This is a genomic window from Thalassotalea euphylliae (genome assembly GCF_003390335.1).
Lineage (GTDB): Bacteria > Pseudomonadota > Gammaproteobacteria > Enterobacterales > Alteromonadaceae > Thalassotalea_F > Thalassotalea_F euphylliae_B.
On sequence record NZ_QUOU01000001.1, the window covers coordinates 3,857,736 to 3,880,094 of the forward strand.

17 protein-coding genes are annotated in these 22,359 nt (G+C 46.8%); all 17 read right to left on the bottom strand.

The window, feature by feature from the left end:
- Positions 1–7: 7 nt before the first annotated feature.
- Positions 8–1,129: an undecaprenyldiphospho-muramoylpentapeptide beta-N-acetylglucosaminyltransferase gene (gene murG, locus DXX93_RS16885; RefSeq protein ID WP_258872698.1), complete on the bottom strand. Its 1,122-nt coding sequence runs from the start codon at positions 1,127–1,129 to the stop codon at positions 8–10.
- Positions 1,122–2,357, bottom strand: coding sequence for a cell division protein FtsW (gene ftsW, locus DXX93_RS16890; protein ID WP_374188952.1), 1,236 nt, complete (start codon positions 2,355–2,357; stop codon positions 1,122–1,124). Before ftsW ends, murG begins: the two co-directional genes overlap by 8 nt.
- Positions 2,358–2,389: 32 nt before the next feature.
- Positions 2,390–3,805, bottom strand: coding sequence for a UDP-N-acetylmuramoyl-L-alanine--D-glutamate ligase (gene murD / locus DXX93_RS16895; protein WP_116009132.1), 1,416 nt, complete (start codon positions 3,803–3,805; stop codon positions 2,390–2,392).
- A 75-nt stretch (positions 3,806–3,880) separates the two neighbouring features.
- Positions 3,881–4,963 carry a phospho-N-acetylmuramoyl-pentapeptide-transferase gene (gene mraY / locus DXX93_RS16900; protein WP_116009133.1) on the bottom strand — a complete coding sequence of 361 codons (1,083 nt, stop codon included), beginning with the start codon at positions 4,961–4,963 and terminating at the stop codon, positions 3,881–3,883.
- The gene (murF, locus tag DXX93_RS16905; RefSeq protein WP_116009134.1) at positions 4,963–6,384 is read right to left on the bottom strand and encodes a UDP-N-acetylmuramoyl-tripeptide--D-alanyl-D-alanine ligase; all 1,422 of its coding nucleotides are present in this window, start codon (positions 6,382–6,384) and stop codon (positions 4,963–4,965) included. Before murF ends, mraY begins: the two co-directional genes overlap by 1 nt.
- Complete coding sequence (locus DXX93_RS16910) at positions 6,384–8,030, bottom strand: UDP-N-acetylmuramoyl-L-alanyl-D-glutamate--2,6-diaminopimelate ligase (RefSeq protein WP_116009135.1); 1,647 nt, start codon at positions 8,028–8,030, stop codon at positions 6,384–6,386. The genes murF and DXX93_RS16910 overlap by 1 nt, the downstream gene beginning before the upstream one ends.
- Positions 8,023–9,759: a penicillin-binding transpeptidase domain-containing protein gene (locus DXX93_RS16915; protein ID WP_116009136.1), complete on the bottom strand. Its 1,737-nt coding sequence runs from the start codon at positions 9,757–9,759 to the stop codon at positions 8,023–8,025. Before DXX93_RS16915 ends, DXX93_RS16910 begins: the two co-directional genes overlap by 8 nt.
- The gene (gene ftsL / locus DXX93_RS16920; RefSeq protein ID WP_116009137.1) at positions 9,756–10,070 is read right to left on the bottom strand and encodes a cell division protein FtsL; all 315 of its coding nucleotides are present in this window, start codon (positions 10,068–10,070) and stop codon (positions 9,756–9,758) included. Before ftsL ends, DXX93_RS16915 begins: the two co-directional genes overlap by 4 nt.
- Before the next feature lie 31 nt (positions 10,071–10,101).
- On the bottom strand, positions 10,102–11,046 hold the full coding sequence (gene rsmH / locus DXX93_RS16925; RefSeq protein ID WP_116009138.1) for a 16S rRNA (cytosine(1402)-N(4))-methyltransferase RsmH: 945 nt from the start codon (positions 11,044–11,046) through the stop codon (positions 10,102–10,104).
- A gap of 5 nt (positions 11,047–11,051) precedes the next feature.
- Positions 11,052–11,510 carry a division/cell wall cluster transcriptional repressor MraZ gene (gene mraZ / locus DXX93_RS16930; RefSeq protein ID WP_116001310.1) on the bottom strand — a complete coding sequence of 153 codons (459 nt, stop codon included), beginning with the start codon at positions 11,508–11,510 and terminating at the stop codon, positions 11,052–11,054.
- A 440-nt stretch (positions 11,511–11,950) separates the two neighbouring features.
- Positions 11,951–12,406, bottom strand: coding sequence for a hypothetical protein (locus DXX93_RS16935; RefSeq protein WP_116009139.1), 456 nt, complete (start codon positions 12,404–12,406; stop codon positions 11,951–11,953).
- Between the two features lie 129 nt (positions 12,407–12,535).
- The gene (locus DXX93_RS16940; RefSeq protein ID WP_116009140.1) at positions 12,536–16,339 is read right to left on the bottom strand and encodes a M4 family metallopeptidase; all 3,804 of its coding nucleotides are present in this window, start codon (positions 16,337–16,339) and stop codon (positions 12,536–12,538) included.
- A 123-nt stretch (positions 16,340–16,462) separates the two neighbouring features.
- The gene (locus tag DXX93_RS16945) at positions 16,463–17,050 is read right to left on the bottom strand and encodes a cohesin domain-containing protein (protein WP_116009141.1); all 588 of its coding nucleotides are present in this window, start codon (positions 17,048–17,050) and stop codon (positions 16,463–16,465) included.
- Positions 17,051–17,542: 492 nt separating this feature from the next.
- A complete protein-coding gene (locus DXX93_RS16950) occupies positions 17,543–18,661 on the bottom strand; it encodes an ABC transporter ATP-binding protein (protein WP_116009142.1) in 1,119 nt (372 codons plus the stop codon).
- 83 nt (positions 18,662–18,744) lie between these two features.
- On the bottom strand, positions 18,745–20,367 hold the full coding sequence (locus DXX93_RS16955) for an ABC transporter permease (RefSeq protein WP_258872699.1): 1,623 nt from the start codon (positions 20,365–20,367) through the stop codon (positions 18,745–18,747).
- Positions 20,364–21,374: a Fe(3+) ABC transporter substrate-binding protein gene (locus tag DXX93_RS16960; protein WP_116009143.1), complete on the bottom strand. Its 1,011-nt coding sequence runs from the start codon at positions 21,372–21,374 to the stop codon at positions 20,364–20,366. Before DXX93_RS16960 ends, DXX93_RS16955 begins: the two co-directional genes overlap by 4 nt.
- A 104-nt stretch (positions 21,375–21,478) precedes the next feature.
- Positions 21,479–22,357: a sulfite exporter TauE/SafE family protein gene (locus DXX93_RS16965; RefSeq protein WP_116009144.1), complete on the bottom strand. Its 879-nt coding sequence runs from the start codon at positions 22,355–22,357 to the stop codon at positions 21,479–21,481.
- Positions 22,358–22,359 lie beyond the last annotated feature (2 nt).

Sequence of the window (22,359 nt, forward strand, 5' to 3'; positions counted from 1 at the left end):
TTTATTCTTATCCATGTGTTACTAACCCCTTACAAGCGTTAGCAACTTTCACCGTGGCATCAGCGTGGGCGGCATCGAGCGCCGCTTTTGACATATTGCGCACCACTGTATCTGAGCTGAACATGCTATTAAGCATTTGCGCCAGCGTTGTGCCATTAAAATCTCGTTGCGCTATCAGCTTTGCTGCGCCGCGGCCGACTAAGTACATGGCATTTTTAGTTTGATGATCATCAACCGCATGAGGTAGCGGCACAAAAATCGCGGGCTTGCCAGCCATGGCAAGCTCTGACACGGTTAACGCGCCTGCGCGGCACACGACAATATCAGCCCAGTTGTAGGCTTCTGCCATATTGTCGATAAACTCGGTCACTTTAGCGCGCTCGCCAGTAAGCTCATTTTGTTGATAAGCCTCAGTAACTTGCTCGGCATTGCCCTTACCGGTTTGGTGCCACACTTGAATGTGTTGCTGTTGAATCTGCTTCATCGCCGCTGGCACTGTGTCGTTAAACACTTTCGCGCCCAGGCTTCCGCCGACCACAAGAACTTTCTTACTGGTTGTCGGCTGCACTGAAACCACTTGTTCCAGCTCGACCATCTCCTTGCGCAGCGGGTTGCCCACCACTTCCGCATTCACTTGCTTGGCAAATGCATTTGGGAAGGCACAAAGCACCCGTTTGGCAAGCTTGGAGAGATAACGATTACTCATGCCTGCCACCGCATTTTGCTCGTGCAATACCAGCGGTTTACCGAGTAACCATGCAGCAACACCACCCGGCGCACTCGCGTAACCGCCCATGCCCAAGACTACATCTGGGTTGATGCCGCGAATCACCCGAATTGACTGCCACAAAGATTGCAACAGCTTAAAAGGCAACTTGATCAGCTCTTGCCAGCCCTTGTTACGCAGACCCGCAATATTGATGAAGGAAATCGGGTAGCCGTGTTGCGGGACAATATCTGCTTCCATACGCTTTGCCGTACCGAGCCAGTGAATATCCCAGCCCTCAGCTTCAAGTGCTTTAGCCACCGCAATTCCCGGGAAAATATGACCACCAGTACCACCCGCCATGACCAGTAATTTAGGCGCTTTGTTGGTGGTTTCAGACATTGACAATGAAGTGCTAGACATCAAGCGCTCCTTGTTCTGGTGCGGCCTTGCTAGTGGCCTTAGGTTTACTTGCAGACTTACGGTTCGAACTGGTCGCCTGCAGGGTTTGCAGCCTTAATTCATGATCGATGCGCAGTAATACCACGACCGCAATGGTCATGATAATGGTTGAGCTACCACCGTAACTGATCAGTGGCATAGTTAACCCTTTGGTAGGAACAATACCAGCACTGGCGCCAACGTTGACCGCGGCTTGGAAGCAGAACCAGATGCCAATACCATAGGCGAAAAAGCCTTCAAAATACTTTTCTTTATTGATCGCTTTGCGACCTAGCAGTAATGCCTTAATCACTAAAATACTACTCAACACTAAAATGGCACTAATACCAATAAAACCAAACTCTTCTGCCAGCACAGCCATCACGAAATCCGTGTGCGCTTCTGGCAGGTATTCTAATTTTTGTATGCTATTCCCTAACCCTTGACCAAACATTTCGCCGCGACCATAGGCCATTAACGATTGCGTTAATTGGTAGCCACTACCAAAGGGATCAGCCCAAGGGTCAAGGAAGCTGGTCACGCGTCGCCAGCGATAGGGCTCAAAAATGGCGAGCAATGATAGCGCACCGACCCCAACTGTCGCAACCGCGATAAACTGCCATAATTTAGCGCCCGCGAGAAAGAGCAGACCAAAGGTGGTGACAAACATCACGATGACCGTGCCTAAATCTGGTTGAAGCAGCAGTAACATGGCCAAAACACCGAAGACAATCAAGGGCTTAGCAAAACCTTTAATGTTTTCCATCACTTCATCACGGCGACGTACTAAATAAGCCGATAAATAACAGAAAAAGAATAACTTAGCTGGCTCTGCTGCTTGAATCGTGATTGGCCCAAGCACAATCCAGCGGGTTGAACCGTTAACGGTACGTCCCACTGCCAGTACGACCAGCAACAAAGCAATTGCCAGCAACAGCAATTTACCACTGTTTTGGTGCCACCAGCTCATTGGAATCTGCAAGGCAAAACCAGCAATAAGGACACTTAAACAGATATAAATGCCATGGCGGAAAACAAAATGGAATGGATCGTTAAACAGACGCTCAGCCACGGGCATTGATGAGCTTGCCGCCATAATCAAGCCAATCGAGTACATCGTCACCATCAAGATAATGTAAGCGCGATCAAAGGTGACATTGGCATTGGTTTCCACCTTCATCCAGTTGGGCATAGCCGACATGCCAGGCATGCTTAGTACTCTTAGCGAGAAGTTAATCGCCATTAGCTCAACTCCTCACTAGATTTGCGGGCTACGTCAGTAACGGCGGCAGCGAAAGCGTTACCGCGTTCGACAAAGTTGGTAAACATATCAATGCTGGCGCACGCCGGCGATAACATCACCACATCGCCCGCAGTTGCTCGTTGTTTGCAGTTAGCGACTGCTTGCTCGATTGAGTCTACCGCAGTGCTATTTTCTGATAAGGCCAAGATCTGCTGTTGATCTTTACCGAGCGCAAAAACATGCGCAACGTGCTCAGCAATCACAGGCGCTAACGGCGAAAAATCTGCACCCTTGCCTTCACCACCAGCGATTAAATAAAGTTTTTGATCGGCGCCCAAGCTTGGTGCTAGCCCTTTAAGCGCAGCAAGCGTTGCGCCCACATTGGTGGCTTTTGAATCATTAATCCAGCGAATACCATCATCACTTGCAACAGGCTGACAGCGGTGTGCTAAGCCCTGATATGACTTGATTGCGTCGAGCATTTTCGCCAACTCCCAGCCCAACTGCTCACCAATGGCAAGCGCTGCTAGGCAGTTAGCCGCATTGTGTAAACCGGCAATAGGTAGCTCTGCAACAGCCATCAGCAACTGCTCACCTTTCGCTAAATAAGTTTCGCCTTGATGAGTGATCACGCCAAAGTGCTGCTGTGCATCACTATTTTCTAACGCGCTACTTGCTGGCGTGGATTGGCTAAACGAGCAGCTATTTTTCGCTGCTATCGGGAAATCGGGTAATGGCATCGTAGCGCTATCTTGCGCATTAAACACGGCAAATTGCGCACCGCGATAAATACCTTGTTTAAGGGCAGTGTAAAGCGCCATGGTGTTATGGCGATCTAAATGATCATCACTGAGATTTAAAACACTCGCCACTAGCGGCGTTAAGCTGCTAATGGTTTCTAATTGAAAACTGGAAAGCTCAAGAATTAGCAGCTCAGGGGATTCATTGATGGTATCAAGTACGGGAACGCCAACGTTACCACCAAGTTGCGTATCAACACCTAGCTTCTGACCAATGTGATGCAGTAGATTGACCACAGTTGATTTGCCATTTGAGCCAGTAACCGCAACACAAGGCGTGTCTTTTAAGCGCGCATATAGCTCGACATCCCCCCACACTTGGGCATTTTCACTGATATGCTCGGCGATCGCAGGCAAGGTGATATCAACGCCAGGGCTGGCGAGGAGAATATCCGCTTGGGCAATGACTTCGCGATGCCATTGTCCTGTGTACAGCTGACATTCTGGGTAAGAGTCGGCAAATTCAGCAAAGGCCGGATGTTGCGCACGGCTGTCGTTAACTGCACAGCTAAGCCCATTGTTCGTTAAAAAACGAACAAATGACATACCGGTCAGACCTAGGCCTAACACGACAATGCGCTTATCTTGTAACTGTGTTAACGATATTGATGACATCTGGTAACTTTGCTCTTTGCTCTTATTAATTAATGTTTAAGTTAATGTTTTATTTAATCACTAAAAATCTGTCTGCTATCTCAATTTTAACGTGGCTAAGCCAACCAAAACCAAGACAATAGAAATAATCCAGAAACGCACAATCACACGCGGCTCCGGCCACCCTTTCAACTCATAATGGTGATGGATAGGCGCCATACGGAAAATACGCTGGCCACGCAGCTTGTATGAACCGACCTGTAAGATCACAGAAACCGTTTCCATGACAAACACACCGCCCATGATCACGAGTACGAGCTCTTGACGCACTAACACGGCAATAACACCTAAAACGGCGCCTAACGCCAATGAGCCAACATCGCCCATAAAGACTTGTGCTGGGTAAGTGTTAAACCACAAGAAACCAAGACCAGCCCCCACAATGGCAGTACACACCACCACCAATTCACTGGTTTGCGGAATGTAAGGAATATTTAAGTATTCTGAAAAGTTCACGTTACCCGTGACATAGGCAAACACCGCAAAAGCACCAGCCACCATAATCGTGGGTACAATCGCTAAACCATCTAAACCGTCTGTCAAGTTCACTGCGTTGCTAGTACCAACAATGACAAAGTACGCCATTGCGATGTAAAGCAAGCCCAACTGCGGCATCACATCTTTAATAAAAGGAACTAATAAAGCGGTTTCTTCTGGTGATTGCGCCTGCGCATAGAGAAATATTGCAGTGCCTAAGCCGATCACCGTTTGCCAGAAGTACTTCCAACGGGCAATTAAACCGTTTGAGTCTTTGCGAATGACCTTGCGGTAATCATCGACAAAGCCAATCACACCAAATGACGCCACAACAAACAAAGTGGTTAGCACGTAGGTATTAGATAGATCGCCCCATAACAATACGCTGGCGATAATAGACGCCAGAATCAAAATACCGCCCATGGTCGGTGTGCCCGACTTTGACAAATGGCTCTGTGGGCCATCATCGCGGACGGTTTGGCCAATTTGCATGCGCTGCAAGGCTCGAATTAACTTAGGGCCAAAATACAGGGAAATACCCAACGCCGTTAGGGTGCTCACAATCGCCCTAAACGTCAGATAGGAAAATACATTAAATCCAGAATAATATTGGGTGAGGTACTCGCCTAACCAATACAACATTACGAGTGCTCCTCAACAGCGCTGGTGTCGCGCCAACTTAAAATTTCATTTACCACATGCTCCATATGAGCACTGCGCGAGCCTTTCACTAAAATGGAAATAGCGCGCGCTTCATTTGCCAATTGCAGTTTTAAAGACGCCAATAATTGCTCTTTCGAGCTAAAATGCTGACCATGGTCACCAAACGCATCAGCGGTACTTTGGCTTAAAACCCCCAGTGTTAACAGGGTATCAATACCTTGTGCTTTCGCGTGTTCCCCCACTTCTTGATGATAGCTTCTGGCATCACTGCCCAGCTCCCCCATATCGCCCAAAATCAATACCCGATAACCAGGGTAGCTCGCCAATAACTCAGTGGCCGCCTTAATCGACTCGACATTGGCGTTATAGGTGTCATCAATCAACTTACAGTTGTCATTGATTTGGTGTAAATTCAAGCGCCCTTTTACCGGCGACATTTCAGCCAAGCCAAGTTTCACGTCATCTAAACTGGCACCAAACTCAATAGCAATGGCCGCTGCGGCAACCGCATTACACACATTGTGCTTACCGGGTAGCGCAAGCTGAATATATGTACTGCCGATTTGGGTGTGCAGCTTAAAGTTAGCGCAGCCATCATCGTCCAAGGTGATATTTTTGCTGTAGCTGTCAGCGGTTTGCTCGGCCTTGACGACTTCATTTGCGCTTTTGTCATCAGCACAAGAGAAACGGTGCACTTTTTTGTCCGTTAATCGCCATTGCCATTTGTGCGCCCATTTTGAGTCTTGGTTATAAAATGCAACACCGCCTTGTGGAATGCCTTCAAAGATCTCCCCTTTGGCACGGGCAACACCACATAAATCACCAAACCCTTCAAGGTGTGCCGGGGCAATATTATTGATAATGGCAACATCAGGCTTAACTAAATTTGTCGTATAGGCGATTTCACCAATATGGTTGGCACCCATTTCAATCACGGCAAAGTCGTGCTCATGAGTTAATCGCAACAAGGTCAACGGCACGCCAATGTCATTGTTAAAATTACCGTTAGTGGCAAGCACGTTCCCCAAGCGCGATAAAATTGCCGCGACCATTTCTTTCACTGTGGTTTTACCGCTACTACCTGTAATACCAACGGTTTTAGGTGCAGTTTGCGCTTTGACATAAGCGCCAATTTTACCTAATGCAATACGGGTATCAGCAACAACGACTTGCGGTAAGGATGTTGCAACAGGGTGATCAACAATCACAGCAACACCGCCCAACTCAGCCACTTGCTCGACGAACTTATGCCCATCAAAATTCGGGCCTTTTAGCGCCAGAAAGACCTGCTCTGACGCCAGCGCGCGACTATCGGTGCTAATCGCGTTAATGGTGATGTTTTCACCAATTAACTCACCGCCAGTGGCTGTTGCGATTTCAGATAAGGTTAACGGGATCATTACTGCTCTCCTGCCTGGTAGATACTTGCAACCAGCGCACGTTCATTGTATTCAATTATTTGACCTGCGATTTCAATGGTATTCTCATGCCCTTTACCTGCTAACAAGACAACATCGTTCGGTTTGGCATGCGCTAGAGTTGAGCGCACCGCTTGCGAGCGCTCTAACATAACAGTGACTTTCTCGGCGTGCTGACAACCAGATAAAATATCGTTCGCAATAAGCTCTGGGGCTTCACTGCGAGGATTGTCATTCGTGACCACCACATGATCTGCAAATCGCTCTGCCACTTGCCCCATTTGTGAGCGCTTGCCTTTATCGCGATCACCACCACAGCCAAACACCACCCACAATTCCCCATCACAGTGATGACGGCAGGCTTGCAGGGCATTGGCTAACGCATCGGGAGTATGCGCATAGTCAACCACAGCCACAGGCTTATCGGTTTGATGGAATGCTTCCATACGTCCTTGGCTAGGTTGCAGTTCGGCAATATAAGGAACGATGAGCTCTAGTGGAATATCAAGCGCAAGCAAACTAGCAATCGCCGCCAATAAGTTATCGACGTTAAATTCGCCAAGTAGCTTGCTTGCAACTTTGGCATTTGCACTCTCTGTGACAACAGTGAAGCTTACGCCGCTCGGTGACAGGCGAATGTCTTGCGCTTTAACAAAACGTTTGTGCTGGCTAACTGACTCACCTTTACCAAACGCGATACTTGATTGATTGAGCTTAGCCAGCCAAGCACGACCATATTCATCGTCGCCGTTAATAACAGCAACTTGTGAACTGTGCTGCGCTGTTGATGCGGCTTGAGGTGCTGAAATGGCACTATCGGTGAAGATGCCAAATTTCGCTTGTGCGTATTGCGCCATCGTTTGGTGATAGTCCAAATGATCACGGCTTAAATTAGTAAATACCGCAACGCTTATTTGCCCGGCAGCGATACGCCCTTGATCTAGCGCATGAGATGATACTTCCATCGCTACATGACTGACAGACTGTTCGGCAAAGCTCGCAAAAATCTGATTTAACTCAGTCGCCCCTGGGGTGGTATTGGCGATTGGCGTAAGTTCAGGTAACACGCCAGCGCCGGTCGTACCTATGACTGCAGCTTTCGCAACCAATTTTTCACCTTGGCTTTGAGGCGTGATGTTCTGCTGGCAAAGATTGAGTAAGCTAGCAATCATTTGGCTAGTACTGGTTTTACCGTTTGTACCTGTGACGCCAATTAAACGCAGTTTGTCTTGCGGGTTTTGATAATAGCTTGCCGCCAGCTCAAACAAATGCTGGTTAAGCTGATAAAACTGAACGATCGTAACTTTTTTGGTGACTTTTCCGGTGGTTTTTTCACGAACAAGTTGGTTGCCATGTTGCTGCGGCTGCTGACACTCAGCAATGACTAAACTCGCACCTGCGGCTATGGCTTGGTCAATATAATTTCTGCCGTCACTGGCGGTGCCAATCACAGCACAAAACACATCACCTTGGTTTATTTGGCGGCTGTTGTTGACCAACTGCGCCGTTACTAATGGCTCAATGTGGATATCAAACTGTGCCAAGGCATCAGCAATAGAGAATTCAGCAGTCGCGGTTGGCATCAGTGGCGTTTGAGCAGCTGGATTCTTGGCGACAAAGTTAGGCATTACCACCTCCTTTGCGCTCGCCACTTTTAACGACTCTTTGCTTATCTGGCGCGATATTAAGCACTTGCATAGTGCCTTTCATCACGCGCGAGAAAACGGGCGCCGCAACATCACCGCCGTGATATAAATCACCGCCCGGCTCGTTAATCACGACCACGACCACAACTTCTGGGTTATCAATAGGAGCCATACCCGCAAACAGGCCAACGTAGTCATTACCATAACCACCGGCGATGGCTTTAATACTCGTACCGGTTTTCCCGCCAACGCGGTAACCGTCAATCTTGGCTTTCTTGGCACCGTTTTCGACAACGCCCTCAAGCATAGCGCGTAAATCTGCGGTTAACTGCGGTGAAAAAATACGTTCACCGCGAGCCGGGGTGTCTTGTTTTAAAATGGTTAGTGGAATTTTCGTGCCGCCGTTGGCGATAGTGGCGTACAAACGAGTTAGTTGTAATGGGCTAATTGCCAAGGCATAACCAAATGATAACGTCGCTAATTCAAATTGTGACCAGCGGCTGCGCTCATGCATCATACCGCTTGTTTCACCAATCAGCCCGGTACCTGTTTGCTCACCAAAACCGACTTCAAAGAACTTATCTAACAAGAACTCTTTGGGCATGGAAAGCACTAATTTGGCAGTGCCCATATTTGATGAGTGGATTAAGATTTCTTCCATGGTGAGCTCACCACGGTTGATTGGATCGCTAACACGGCGACCGCCTAATCGCATCCAGCCGGGATGTGTATCAACAATGGTACTTGCCTCAGCGACACCAAACTCCATTGCAGTTAGCAATGACAAAGGCTTCATTGTCGAACCCGGTTCGAACATATCGGTAATTGCGCGATTGCGCATTTTGTGCACGGGTGTGTTGGCGCGGTTGTTCGGGTTAAACGACGGCGAATTAACCATCGCCAGGATTTCACCGGTGTGAACATCCGCGACAATCACAGAGCCCGAGGTTGCCTTAAACGCAGAAACCGCGCCTTTAAGTTCGCGGTATGCCAGAGTTTGAATGCGTTGGTCGATACTGAGTACCACATCTTTCGGGGGCTGCGCCTCTTCGACGGAGAGGATTTCGATTTTTCGCCCTTTGGCATCTTTGCGGAATTTCTTCTCGCCACCAATACCGGTGAGCATAGTGTCGTAAACCCGCTCTATACCTTCGATACCTTTGTCATCAACATTGGTAAAGCCGACCACGTGGGCACTAATTTCGCCTGATGGGTAAAAGCGTTTGGATTCTTTGCGCAGGTGAATACCCGGAATACGCAACTCTTTGATGTAGTTCGCCATCACTGGCGAGACTTGACGCTCAACATAGACAAAACGTTTGTTCGGGTTGCGCACAATGCGGCTAGTCAGTTTGTTAACGTCTTGATCCAGCACATCCGCTAACGCTTGCCAGTGCTCATTCATGGCTAATGCGTTGTTATCCATGACCACTTTGGGATCAGCCCACACCGTTTCCACTGGCACGCTAACCGCCAACTCACGGCCATTGCGATCCAGCACTGAACCGCGCTGCACTTCACTGGCTGCAGTTCTTAGCGAGCGCATATCACCCTGCTTTTTCAACATGTCAGGTTCGAACACTTGAATGTAGGCCGCGCGCGCCATCAAGGCTAAGTAAATCGCCGCGACTACCGCCAAGACAACGTAAAAGCGCCAAGCCACTGTGCTCGGTTTTTGATTAGCTTTATTTCGTTTTACCTTGGCTGTCATGGTATGGTTAACACTACTTCCGAATTTGCGTTTGGTCGTTGCATATCCAACATATGTGAGGCTTTGCGTTCAATCACGCTATGCTCTGCCAAACTATTCTGTTCTATTAATAAATTGCGCCATTCAATGTCTAATTCATCACGCTCGGTTAACAACACTTCCAGCTCACTGGTGGTTTGTCGATTAACGTGAGTGAAATAAATCACCGCAAAAGCTGACAAGATCACCGCGACCAACAGGGCATAGGTCACTAAGTGCTGTTGAATATCATGAAAAATATCAACAACGAGTGCGGATTTCTTAGTCGCCATGAGTACCTACTTGTCCCTAATCGGTAGCTGCTTAGCTTTCTGCTAGGCGCTCTGCCACCCGCAATACTGAGCTTCGCGCTCGAACATTACGCTCAACTTCCGCTTTACTTGGCTTGGTTTTACGACCCACCAAGCTCAGTTTCTTTCCTTTCTGCAATTCCGCTTCACTCACGGGCAAACCTCTAGGCACTTGCTTACCTTGCGAGTGTTTGCGCATAAATTGCTTCACTAATCGGTCTTCTAGCGAGTGGAAACTGATCACCACCAAACGGCCGCCGGGTTTTAACACGTTCAGCGATGCTGCCAATGCTTGTTCAATTTGATCAAGCTCAGAATTTATGTACATGCGGATCGCTTGGAAACTTCGTGTCGCGGGGTGCTTCTTGATCTCGCGCTGCGGCGCAACCGTTTGAATAAGCTTTGCCAACTGCCCTGTGCGCGTCAGTGGGTTTTCTTCTCGGCTATCGACGATGGCATTAGCGATACGCCACGCGTGTTTTTCCTCGCCAAATGTTTTTAGCACCCAGCTTAAATCTTCAACATCAACACGTGCTAACCACTCGGCTGCGGTTTCCCCGCGGGTGGTATCCATACGCATGTCTAGCGGGCCGTCATTCATAAAGCTGAAACCGCGCTCCGCCTCGTCTAATTGAGGAGAGGAAACCCCTAAGTCAAATAAAATACCATCCACTTGACCCAGTACTTCGCGGCGCTCGGCAATGTTTTGCAGCTCGGCAAAGCCAAAATGTTCGATAGAAAAGCGATCGTCGTCGCGGTATTGCTTTGCCGCCTCAATCGCAGTTGGATCGCGATCAATAGCAATAAGTTCGCCGTTTTCGGCTAACTGGGAAAGGATTTGGCCCGAGTGACCGCCTCGACCAAAAGTACAGTCGATGTATCGGCCATTAGGATCAATGGCGAGGGCTTCGATTGCTTCATCAAGCAATACAGATATGTGTGAACTTTGCTCAGGCATTTTCGTTATAGTGTTAAATCAAGTAATCGTTCGGTTAATTCGATTTCGCCGGCTTGGATCTGGCTGATGCCTTGTTGCATGCGCTGTTGCCAAGCGGATTCACTCCAAATCTCAAATTTCTTTAATTGGCCGACCAACATCACATTCTTTTCTAATGCAGCGTGTTGGCATAACGGCCCATTGATTAATAGGCGACCACTTTTGTCCATTTCACAATCGGCGGCATTGCCAAGTAATACTTGTTGAAATAGTCGCTCGCTGCGATCCATGGAGGACAAAGCGCAGAGTTTTAATTCAATTTCTTCCCATTCGGGCAAGGGATAAAGCAGTAAACAGGCTTGTTGCACATCAACGGTACACACCATCTTGCCCTGGCAATCGGCAATAAGCTCTTCGCGATACCTCGTTGGTATCGTGATGCGTTTTTTGCTGTCGAGCGTAATAGCGCTGGTGCCTCTAAACATTGTTCTGTGCTTTTCGAGCCTGTTCGTTGAGGTGGATCGTTTTGGCTAGCAGTTGCCAGCTTACTTCCCTGATGATCCACGATTCCCCACTTTTTCCCACATTTATACAGTTTAGAGACTTGAGTAAACCTATGTCAAGCAAAGAATAGGTTATTTGATCTTGCTATAAGCCAGAAAAATCAGGCGATAGAGCGAAGTTGATGATTCTGTGGAATTTTGTGGATCGTCATCCCAAAAAATGGCGCTTTTTAGAAAAAACTGGAGAGAATTTGCACTACTGAGGATATTGACAGTGAGACTCAATCAATCTTTTGGATCTAGATTTTGCTGCTCTAGCTGAACGCTAGCCCTTTCCTAACATTGCGCCCTTGTTAAAACTATAAACGAGTTAAAGGCAGATACAGAGCACTCTAGTGAGCTAATGTTTAGCAATCTGATTGCTATTTGGCTTGTGTGATTTGCAAGCTAATGATCTGATCGTTTAATTGAATTATCTTTCCTTCTTTAGGATGCGGTTCTAATCCCAGTAGCGATAAATTAAAGCCGAATGCCTTTACGATAGTTGGCTTTCTCTTGTGTACTAAGGTTAGTTCTCTTTTCTCCATAAGCTCGTTTACGACTTCCAGTGTTACCACCATTTGGCCAGCCCAAATACAAGTCGTGCCTATTGGACACCGAGAGTCTTCTATATTAATTGCTCTTAACTGCAAGTTTTTATAACTAATGGTTTGAGTTGCTTGAAAGGAAACAACGGAAGATACTTCTTGGGTGGTTTGCTTCTCAGCGTGCAGTGCTTTTACTGAGGGGTTAGCACTAACACCTGCTTCATTTACCATTGAGTTAGTCGCAAAACAACCAGTTAGTGTGATGGCTGCAATATAAATAAACCTGAACATTATCAAGATCTCCTATGCCAAACCTTATATCGAACACTATACCGTCCCCTGCTCTAAACAAGGCGCTTCCTAAAAATAAGCTCGGCTTTTGCCGAGCTTATGCTGTGATTATCAAGTATAGCTGTGTGATTATGGTTGTGGTGCACACCTCGGCAAGGTGCAAACCTGAACACATTGACGTGCATCCGCTAGGCTAATAATACCATCTTCATCATAGTCACGAAGATCGCCTGGTTCAGCAACTTGGTTACGTGCTGCACTAATCAACCTGATATCACTTCTATCAACAAAGTTGTCTTGATTCACATCGCACTTGAGCACCTTAGGCTCATTGTCACAAGTTAATGATACATCATCAATTTGCGCATACCAGTCCCAGTCTCCAGTATTGGGGTCAAAGTAGTGCCAGCGCAATTTAACATCTTCTTCGCCAGCATAATGTGTCAAATCAACAGATACTGATTCACCATTGTCATTGAATAGACCTCCCGCTGGGTGGTCCTCGTTCCAACTGAGCATATTCGTCCAGCTATTTCCGCCGTCAGTACTTATATCTAAATTAAGAAAATCTAAAAATGACAGGTTTTGGTAATCGACAAGGAACTGCAATGCAGCACCATTCCAATCGGCCAAGCTAAACGAGTTAGAATGAAGTTCAGTGTTGAATTCACCTGGCGTAGCATCACTGTTGGCTGTTGCTGCATCACCTGAGCCACCAGTAAAGTTACCTCCAACTCCTGAGCCCGTAATATTGGACCACATAATGCCTGTTCCCTCGTTGTCGACAACAGTCCAACTCGGTGCGATACCTTCGTCGAAGCCAACTGGCTCAGCATTACAAGCAAGGTCTGTAACGATAGGCTTACATACACTAGGCGTAGCAGGTTTTGGCGTATTGTCTTCAATAGTTACATCATCAACGAAGAAATTAGAGTGTGTACCGTTAGTGCCACCGACGGTTCCACTGATGGCAAGGGTGTGAACCTCTCCGTCATTATATGGTGCAATTGGGAAAGTTTGTTCAATATAGGTAGTCTCAGTATCATCACAAACAACAGTACCAATCGCGTTACCATCAATGGTTATCTCAATGAAATCGTCAGCAGCATCACACAAACCACGCAAGGTGTTGACGGTTAACTCAGTCGCAGCGACAGGAATAGTCACTTCTTGAGTCACACTACTCGAAACCCCTTCGGATAAACCACCGATCCAGACAACCCAACTTCCCGAGTTCGTTGGGACGGTAGGGCAACTATTTCCAGGACCGCAAATAGGGAAGCCTTGGATACCAGAAAACGTTGAACTAGGTTGCCAGCTAGGGTTAGGTACGCCAGCTTCAAAACTCCAATCGCCAACGATATTAGTGCTATTGATTGGCCCTGTCGGTAGCGAGCAAGAGAAGCCACTTTCTACCTGACAACTCGCAGAACAACCGTCGCCAGATACCTGGTTGCCATCATCACACATTTCCGCAGGATTGAGTTCACCATCACCACAAATAGGCAGCTCCTCAGCAGAGCATGAATAAGCCTGTACGTTGTCGACATACCAGCCCGTAACCCCGTTACAGCCATCGGTACCAAAATCAAAACGCAACTGAACATTATCACCAGGGAAGGCTAGACCATATAAGTTAACTTGCGATTGCCCCCAGCTACCGTTGACACTACCGCCATCAGTACCAGTAAAGGCTTGCTCGCCCGATAGAGGGTTATCACCCGTACTGATTACACCATTGTAGGTGTTAAATGTATAAGCTGACGCAGGCACTAAAGTAAACGGCCCACCATTTACACTGACTTTAAGGTTGCCACCATCCCAGCCAGTTTCAGTAGCGACCCAATGTTCGAATGCGACATGCGGTACTTCTCCTTCTGGAAGTTCGAACACTGGACTATCTAAATTAACAACTCCGGCTTCGGTATCATCTGCGCAGTTACCCGTAATCAGATCAGGAGCAAACGCAGCGAAATTACTATTGGCACCAAATGGCAAGTTATCGATGACTGACCATCCCGGGCTGTCAAAAGTTGCTGGGTTAGCAACATCATGAGAGCTGGCTGTCCAACCCGCAGGGATAGCGTTAGACTCAAAGTCTTCACTAAAGAATGTTTGCACTTCACCCAAGCCTTCACAAAGCGCAGGAGCATCTGCTGCGAGTAGAGGTTCAAAACCACACTGAGTAGGTGGCGTGCGCAACTCTACAGCATCAATAATGGCAGCGACTTGTCCGCAGTCACTTTGCGTTATAACTTCGCCGGTCGGCAGACCATCTTGTAAACCAACCAGATCTACTCCGGTCAAAGCACCACACGAAGCTTCTAAGGCGTCAGCATGATCAATAAAGTTACTGGAAGGGGTTAGCATATTTTGTGCTGCCCAATGGATGTGTGCCGATTTGATTAACCCGATGCCATTGTCTGAAAAGCCATTGTAGCTACCACCATCAACCATCAGCGCAAAAGCGTGATTGGGAATGCCAGAATTAACATGAACGCCACCTTGATCCCCTGTGCCACAAAAGTATTCTGCATCCGTAACCTTGCCAGGATCGCCATAACAGGTTGGATTCCACATATCGCGAATAGCACCACCAAAACCTGATGTGTCTTCTCCCATTAACCAGCGAACACTGTTATCAACACTAGGACTGCCAGCACCATGTATTGAGCAACTACCATCTGTGCGAGTCACATCGGGAGCTTCGAGCTCATCGCGGCCATTGATAAGGTCGACCACTTCCCCCCAAATATCAGAATAGGCCTCGTTCAGCGCGCCTGACTGCCACTGATATATTAAATTATTGGTGTATTGTGTATACGCATGAGCCCACTCATGGGCAGTAACATCGTCACTGGTTACTCCTGGGCAAAACGAAATGTAAACGCCATTCCACGAGGCGTTCGGACAGGAATCACCACGATTGAAAATAGCGTCCATTGTCGCGCCTGCATCATCAAATGAGTCGCGCCCAAAAGCGCTGTCAAAAAATGCATATGTTTCACCCGATGCATAAATCATGTTATCGGCTTCGACGCTGCTTGTCGGCAGTGCATTTCCCTCAACCCAAAAAGGGTTAGTATCATAGTTTGGACCTGGGTGTGGAGCACCTTCCGCATCAAAAGCTCTGCGGTCGAGCGCATCGTGTATGCCAGTTATTTGGTCAACAATCTCACCATTTATCGCATCAACGTAAACAAATTCACGCACATTACCAATACTATTCACAACTTCGACTTCATAAGTTAAGTGATCTCGACCAGGAGTCCCCTTAATCAAACCAGCTCGAAATACCATCAAGGTTACTGAATTTGAAAAGAGTGCTGCGGGTGTGCCTATTTTCTCTTCTTTATTTTTGTTATCGGCCATAACGTCTTTCGTAGGGTCTTGCGCAACCCGGCGAAACGCAATGTTTGCCGCCTGCTCAGCTGTGATAACAGGCTTGATAACCACTTTGATGTCCGCAAGAAAATTACCGTTTACTGCGATCATTTCTCCATTTGCATTGAAGTGTGTTCTCAGCTCACCAGCAAATACTGGGATGCCTTTATAATTTTGCTTGTAGATATTGTGTGATGAACCCAGCTTATCTTGATTGGTTGCGACAAGTGTGAGCTCAGTATCGGCATTAGCTATGCCAAAAGCGCTGCCATACTCCCTTAGAAATGTCATTGACTGACGCCCCGAGCTATCTAAGACGCTGCTTTTAGTACTTCCTTGAGTTCTCGACTGAGGTTTAAGTGGGCCAAGTTGTGAGTTCGGCGTGAGGCGAATAAAACGGGCTAAACCAGAGGCTTGGTCGACACTGATTTTCGCTCTTCCATTCGTGTCCGCTATTAGCTTCTGGGCTCCTTTGGATTTTTCGGCAAGAGCCATTGATGTGCTTAACGTGAAACACAGCATTACTGCAAGTTTTACAACGTGTTGCATATGAATTTCCTTATACAGAATTTGACATGTATAAATCCCAAAGTTCTCTAAACAACGACTGCAACCTTTACAGGGTTTTACTCTTTTTTATTAATAAAATTGGTGTAAATAATTTTGTGATCGCTAACGAATACTATGTTTTCTAGTAAATAAGACGAATAGACCTAGCCCCATCAATATTGAGATAGCCGGAGCAGGTACCGCAGTAATTGACGTATTGTTCACGCCAACAACATTGATAAGATCGCCATTAGTATCGAAAAGAACTGCACCATTTACGGATATATCACTGCTAGACGGCACTGCATCGACTGTAAATAAGAGTTCGGCTAACGTAAAACTGGCTGGCTGAAAGGCCCAAAGATCAACGTTGGTAAGAAAGCTAAGTTCTGAAATATTAGCGATACCGCCACCCAGATCGCCCAGACTAAAGTCTTCAGCTTCAAAAAGACTGAGATCGCCCAAACCATCGAACAAATTGTAGCCAGCAAACGATAGCGCACTCGTATCAAAGGCTATGTTAATGTCAAATGATGATAGCGACAAAGGTACGCCATCTCCCAAACCATCGATCGATAGATTAACAGAGACCGTGTCACCCAAAGCTGCGTCTTGCGGTGCAGTATCGAGCGATAAAATAACATTGGCCTGTGCCATACTGGCGAACATAAAGTTGAGGATTAAGACAAGGGGTGTAACTACTTTTTTCATAAATAATTCCTTTATTTGTTAGTATTTTTAGTAATTTTAAAAAGTTTTGTTACAGAGCATTTCCACCATACCTGTTGCCATTAAAAGATTTGCTTTCTTAACATTGAGTTATGATTTTTTGCTCTATGGAGGAGCCTTTTTGTAAATAAAATTAAAAAAACTTTCAATTTCACACAATTAAGCTGGTTAAATTATAGACAGTAGTTTACGCGCCTGCAATTTACTCGCGACAACATCGCGAAATTAGGCAAATGGTCTATTGGCTTTTACTGGCGAACTTACTGCTTTTGCGGTAGATATTGTGAAGTTTTTGGATGGCGTTTTGACCTGAGAAACAGCTCTGAAAAACAGCGCAGACGCAAGTGCTAAGTGAGGGTTATCAGTTTATCTCGGCAGCGCTTAAATGATCGCAACTCAATCAATGTTGCGGTACATTGACAACCTTAAAGGAAAATACAAGCAATTTGATCCATGCAAATTGCTTGATAAATGCTAATCAGTGGTAAACACCAAATACGGGTGTGGTTTAATGCTGACTTGTAGCTTGTCTTGCAGCACAAGAGCCTGCTCTGAGTAGATACTTAATTGGCTAATCGCCAGCGGGTTTGATTGCGCTATGCTTTGCAAGTGATAGTGAAATCCTTGCTCAGCGACACCAATGTGCACCACTTCCATATTGGCATGTTGAACTCGATCAGCTTTTACAAACTCGATGTGGTTAGGTTTCACTAACAGTTGGTAACTGCTGCCAGCCTGCTTGAGTTGCTTGAATTGCATAACTTGCTCGTCCGAGTACTGATGCTCGCCAAGTGCACTCACTAAATTTTCACCGTTCACCTCACACGGCAACCAACTCCCCAATTGCAAAAAATCAGCCACGTGATAGCTGTTAGGTGCTTGGCAGATATCTGCAGGACTACCAAACTGCAAAATTTCACCTTGTGCCATCACGGCCATTTTATCGGCGAAGGTAAACACTTCATCCTTGTTGTGGGTAACAAAGATCGCGGTGATCTGCAACTGCTTGAATAATTGGCGAAGCTCCAACATCAATGACTGGCGTAAACGGGCGTCAATATTCGAGAAGGGTTCGTCTAACAGCAGTAACTTAGGTTGCGGCGCAATTGCTCTGGCAATCGCCACGCGCTGCTGCTGCCCACCGGAAAGCTCGTGTGGGTAGCGCTGATTAAAGCCAGACAGCGCCAATAATGCCAACATATGATTAACACGCTCAGCCTGCTCGGCCTTTGGTAGTGTGCTCAACCCAAACGCAATGTTCTGTTCAACGGTTAAGTGAGGAAAGAGCGCATAGTCTTGAAAAATCATCCCGACTTGGCGCTTTTCTGGCGCTAGCATGTTATCAGGATGAATTGCCGCCTTACCCGCAATCGAGATACTACCGCGTTGCTGTGCAATAAAGCCCGCAATGGTATTTAGCAAGGTAGTTTTACCACAACCACTTGGTCCTACCAAACCAAGGATCTCGCCCGCATTAAGCTCAAAAGCAATATCTCGCAATATGGCTTGCCCTGCTAAGGTCACGTTTAACTGGCTAACACTTAACACCTTAGCGCCAGTAATATCGGCATTGGACGGATTCGTTTCTAACATCTCTTTTCTTTTCGTTTTGACACTATTTGTGGCTCGCTCAATATGGCTTGCTGTTTAAGCAAGTTTACTCGCCGTCAGCTTAACTATTGCTTATTTTTATTTAGCCAGATTATGGGGATCAAACCAAATAGCACAATAAATATCGCCCCGATTGCCCCTTGCTCTAATTGTTCATCAGAGATTAGCTGATAAATAAAGGTACTTAGGGTTTCAAAATTAAACGGTCTTAGCAATAGCACTGCGGGTAACTCTTTCATTGCCTCAACAAACACTAACAGCCAAGCAACCAATATCGAACTTTTTAGCATAGGTAAGTGCACTCGCTTAATCGTTGCGAGTAAACCCACCCCTAAGCTGGCGGGTGCTTTATCAATGGAATGCGGTATTTTGCCAATGCCCGCACTAATGGTGCCATTGGCAATGGCGGCGAAGCGCACCACAAAAGCGAAAATAATCGCGAACGTGGTACCAGATAACATCAAGCCGGGCTTTGACCAATTTAGCCATGTGGCAGTATCGTTAAGCCAGTGATCTATCGGCCCAAATGTAGCCATCAATGCCATGGCAAGTACGGTGCCTGGTACGGCATAGCCAAAGCCGGAAATTTGTAGCGGTAAATGATTCAACTTTTTGGGATAAAAACGATGTAGCAGTGCCAACGAGAGTGAAATCAATACCGCAGCAGTGGCTGCATAAGCAGAAATTTTCAGTGTTTCCCAACCAATCTCGGCTAACTTACCCAGTTGTTCAAGCTGCGCATATTCAATCGCCATGCTCACTAGTAGAGCAAATGGCAATGCAAAGCCTAGCAGCACCAATGACCAGCAAAACACTAGCCCCATCACCTGCTGACTAAACGACAGCGAAATTTTATCACTAGACATATTCGGGCGATTAGACTGATGTCGTTGCCCCGCTCTACTTTTTTGCTCAGCAACCACGGTAAAGAGCACAAATAGCAATAACACACTCGCCAGCGCATTTGCCGCAGCCATATCGCCATAGCCGAGCCAAGTATCATAAATGGCAGTGGTTAAGGTGTTAACGGCAAAATATTGCACCGTCGCGAAATCCGCAATGGTTTCCATCATCACTAACGTCACCGCGACCATAATCGCAGGCCGAGCCAGTGGCAGCGCAATTTTCGTCAAGGTTTGACGTGCAGACAAGCCCAGCGTTCGACCGGCTCTGAGCAAACTCGTATCTTGCTGCTCCAGTGCGGTGCGAGTCAACATGTAAACATAGGGGTAAAGCACCAGTGCTAAAACAACGGCAGCGCCCTCTAGCGTGCGTAAGTCAAAGAACCAATAGTCGGTTGGAGACTGCCAGCCAAACCATGCTCTTAGCAAGCGCTGTACAGGCCCCGCATAGTCAAACAAGTCAGTGTAAAGATAGGCAACAAGGTAGGCAGGCATTGCCAGTGGTAGCAGTAAAGCCCAACGCAGCCAGTTAGTGCCAATGAGCTGTGTTTGACTGATAAAAAAAGCACTAGGTACGCCAAACACTAACACGAGCAACGAGACATAAAGCGTCAACAACAAGGTATTGCTGATATAGGTCGGCAGTACGGTTTGCCAAAGGTGGGCGAATAGCTCGCCGAAATTGCCTATGCTGGTAAACAGCATAACGAGCACTGGCGCTAATAGCGCCAGTGCAATAAGCCAACTAGAGGTTAGCCAAGGAGTATTACGTTGACCAAAGATCACAAATCAAATTTTGCCTGATCAAGTAGTTTCAGTGCAGCCTTGCGGTGTTTTGCAATCGTTTCCAGCGGTAAATCGTCTGATTTGAACTCGCCCCATGAAGCAACAAGCTCAGATTTCTTTACACCGGCACGTACCGGATATTCCATGTTAGTTTCGGCATACATTTGCTGCGCTTTATCAGACGCTAAGAACTCAAGGAGTGCCTTCGCTGCCACTTTGTTTGGTGCGTACTTAGCAACACCAACACCAGAAATATTGACGTGAGCGCCACGATTAGCCTGATTCGGGAAGTTAATATTCACGGCATCAGCCCACACTTTTTGCTTGTCATCGTTAAGCATTTTACCAAAGTAGTAGCTGTTACCTAATGAAACGTCACATAGGCCTTGGTGAATAGCCTGTACTTGACCGCGATCATTACCTTGCGGCTTACGCGCCAAGTTTTTCTTTACACCTTCTAACCAAGCCAGTGTTTTCGCTTCACCGTGCTGAGCAATCATAGATGATACTAATGCCACATTGTATGGGTGCTTACCACTGCGCGTACAAATCTTGCCACGGTATTTTTCATCGGCCAAGTCTTCGTAGTTGATCGCCATATCACCTAAACGCTTTGCCGTGTAGATATTGCGAACACGCGTCGTTAAGCCAAACCATGTATTGTCATCCGCTTGGAATTGGCTGGGAATTGCTGTTTCCAATACATCAGAGTTAACCGCTTGCAATAAACCTTTTTCTTGCAATTCAATTAAACGGCTAATATCGGTAGTAAGCAGCACATCGGCTGGGCTGTGCTCGCCTTCACGCGCTAAGCGCTCAGCCATCCCTTTTTTGGCAAAGACCACATTCACCTTAATACCCGACTCTTTGGTAAATTCGTTAAACAAAGGCTCGACAAGGAAAGGTTGACGGTAGGAATATACGTTAACTTCATCTGCTGATGCGCTAAATACTGGCGCAACTAAGGTTGCAGCAAAGGCCGTTAAGCCAATAATTTTTTTGATCATATTAAGCCTTTATCTGGTTGAGAATATGATGAATATTTAATTGCGCAAGAGTAATTAACTGCATACAAGCTGTCAAGCCGATTTGAGAACTATTCTCATTTATTCTAAAAAACTTCAGTCAGCCCGATCGCGATCAACCAAGAGGCAAATAATAATTTCAGCTTACGTGCCGATAAATAAGTGACGAGTGACTTTGCTAAGATGCCGCCAATAATCGCGCCAGGGCCTGCGAACAGTACCACTTGCCAATACACGTTAAAACTTATCAAGGTATGTTGCCAAATGGCTGACCACACGGTAAACGCTGATACGACAACTGCGGCAGCAACCGCCATAGTAACATCGAAGCGTCTCAAAATAAGGTAAATTGCCAGTACTTCACCAACGCCAACCGACAACCAGGCGGTAATGGCACCGCCCAAATATCCAATAGCGACAATTGCCACATAATCAAAGTGTTGTATCTTACTAGATTCACGCTTTGGCTTGACTAAATAAACCGTTGTGACGATAAACAAGCCGAGTATCAGGGAAAACCAACCAAAGCTTTGATGCAAACTGGCCGGCGAGCCAATACCAGTACCATAAATTGACCAAAGACCAGCAATTGAAGCTAGTGTCGCGATCAGAATGATGCGCTTAAAGCCCTGCCATAGCACTAAATCGCGCTTCTCTTTGTGGTAGTGGTGATACCAAGTCAGTGCACCTGCTGTCATGCCAAAGCACTGTATAGCAAAACTGGTAGCAACTGATTGAATTTCAGAGAAAGCTAGGTGATTAAACATCGGGATAAAAATGACCCCGCCGCCTGCGCCAGTAGAGTTAGCAAAAATAGCCCCTAGTATGCCAAGTAAACTAAAACTAATGTATTCACTGAGCTGACTCACTGGAAAGCCAGACAAACCAACAAGCACCAGCCAAGACACCGTAAACGGCGCCAAGAACTTTAGCGTCAAAAGTGGGGAGCGATCTTGCGTGGTCATTA

What these genes read in the sequence shown, in the direction of transcription:
- murG (WP_258872698.1), bottom strand. Translation starts at nt 1,129, where the DNA reads ATGTCTAGCACTTCATTGTCAATGTCTGAAACCACCAACAAAGCGCCT.
- ftsW (WP_374188952.1), bottom strand. Translation starts at nt 2,357, where the DNA reads ATGCCTGGCATGTCGGCTATGCCCAACTGGATGAAGGTGGAAACCAAT.
- murD (WP_116009132.1), bottom strand. Translation starts at nt 3,805, where the DNA reads ATGTCATCAATATCGTTAACACAGTTACAAGATAAGCGCATTGTCGTG.
- mraY (WP_116009133.1), bottom strand. Translation starts at nt 4,963, where the DNA reads ATGTTGTATTGGTTAGGCGAGTACCTCACCCAATATTATTCTGGATTT.
- murF (WP_116009134.1), bottom strand. Translation starts at nt 6,384, where the DNA reads ATGATCCCGTTAACCTTATCTGAAATCGCAACAGCCACTGGCGGTGAG.
- DXX93_RS16910 (WP_116009135.1), bottom strand. Translation starts at nt 8,030, where the DNA reads ATGCCTAACTTTGTCGCCAAGAATCCAGCTGCTCAAACGCCACTGATG.
- DXX93_RS16915 (WP_116009136.1), bottom strand. Translation starts at nt 9,759, where the DNA reads ATGACAGCCAAGGTAAAACGAAATAAAGCTAATCAAAAACCGAGCACA.
- ftsL (WP_116009137.1), bottom strand. Translation starts at nt 10,070, where the DNA reads ATGGCGACTAAGAAATCCGCACTCGTTGTTGATATTTTTCATGATATT.
- rsmH (WP_116009138.1), bottom strand. Translation starts at nt 11,046, where the DNA reads ATGCCTGAGCAAAGTTCACACATATCTGTATTGCTTGATGAAGCAATC.
- mraZ (WP_116001310.1), bottom strand. Translation starts at nt 11,510, where the DNA reads ATGTTTAGAGGCACCAGCGCTATTACGCTCGACAGCAAAAAACGCATC.
- DXX93_RS16935 (WP_116009139.1), bottom strand. Translation starts at nt 12,406, where the DNA reads ATGTTCAGGTTTATTTATATTGCAGCCATCACACTAACTGGTTGTTTT.
- DXX93_RS16940 (WP_116009140.1), bottom strand. Translation starts at nt 16,339, where the DNA reads ATGCAACACGTTGTAAAACTTGCAGTAATGCTGTGTTTCACGTTAAGC.
- DXX93_RS16945 (WP_116009141.1), bottom strand. Translation starts at nt 17,050, where the DNA reads ATGAAAAAAGTAGTTACACCCCTTGTCTTAATCCTCAACTTTATGTTC.
- DXX93_RS16950 (WP_116009142.1), bottom strand. Translation starts at nt 18,661, where the DNA reads ATGTTAGAAACGAATCCGTCCAATGCCGATATTACTGGCGCTAAGGTG.
- DXX93_RS16960 (WP_116009143.1), bottom strand. Translation starts at nt 21,374, where the DNA reads ATGATCAAAAAAATTATTGGCTTAACGGCCTTTGCTGCAACCTTAGTT.
- DXX93_RS16965 (WP_116009144.1), bottom strand. Translation starts at nt 22,357, where the DNA reads ATGACCACGCAAGATCGCTCCCCACTTTTGACGCTAAAGTTCTTGGCG.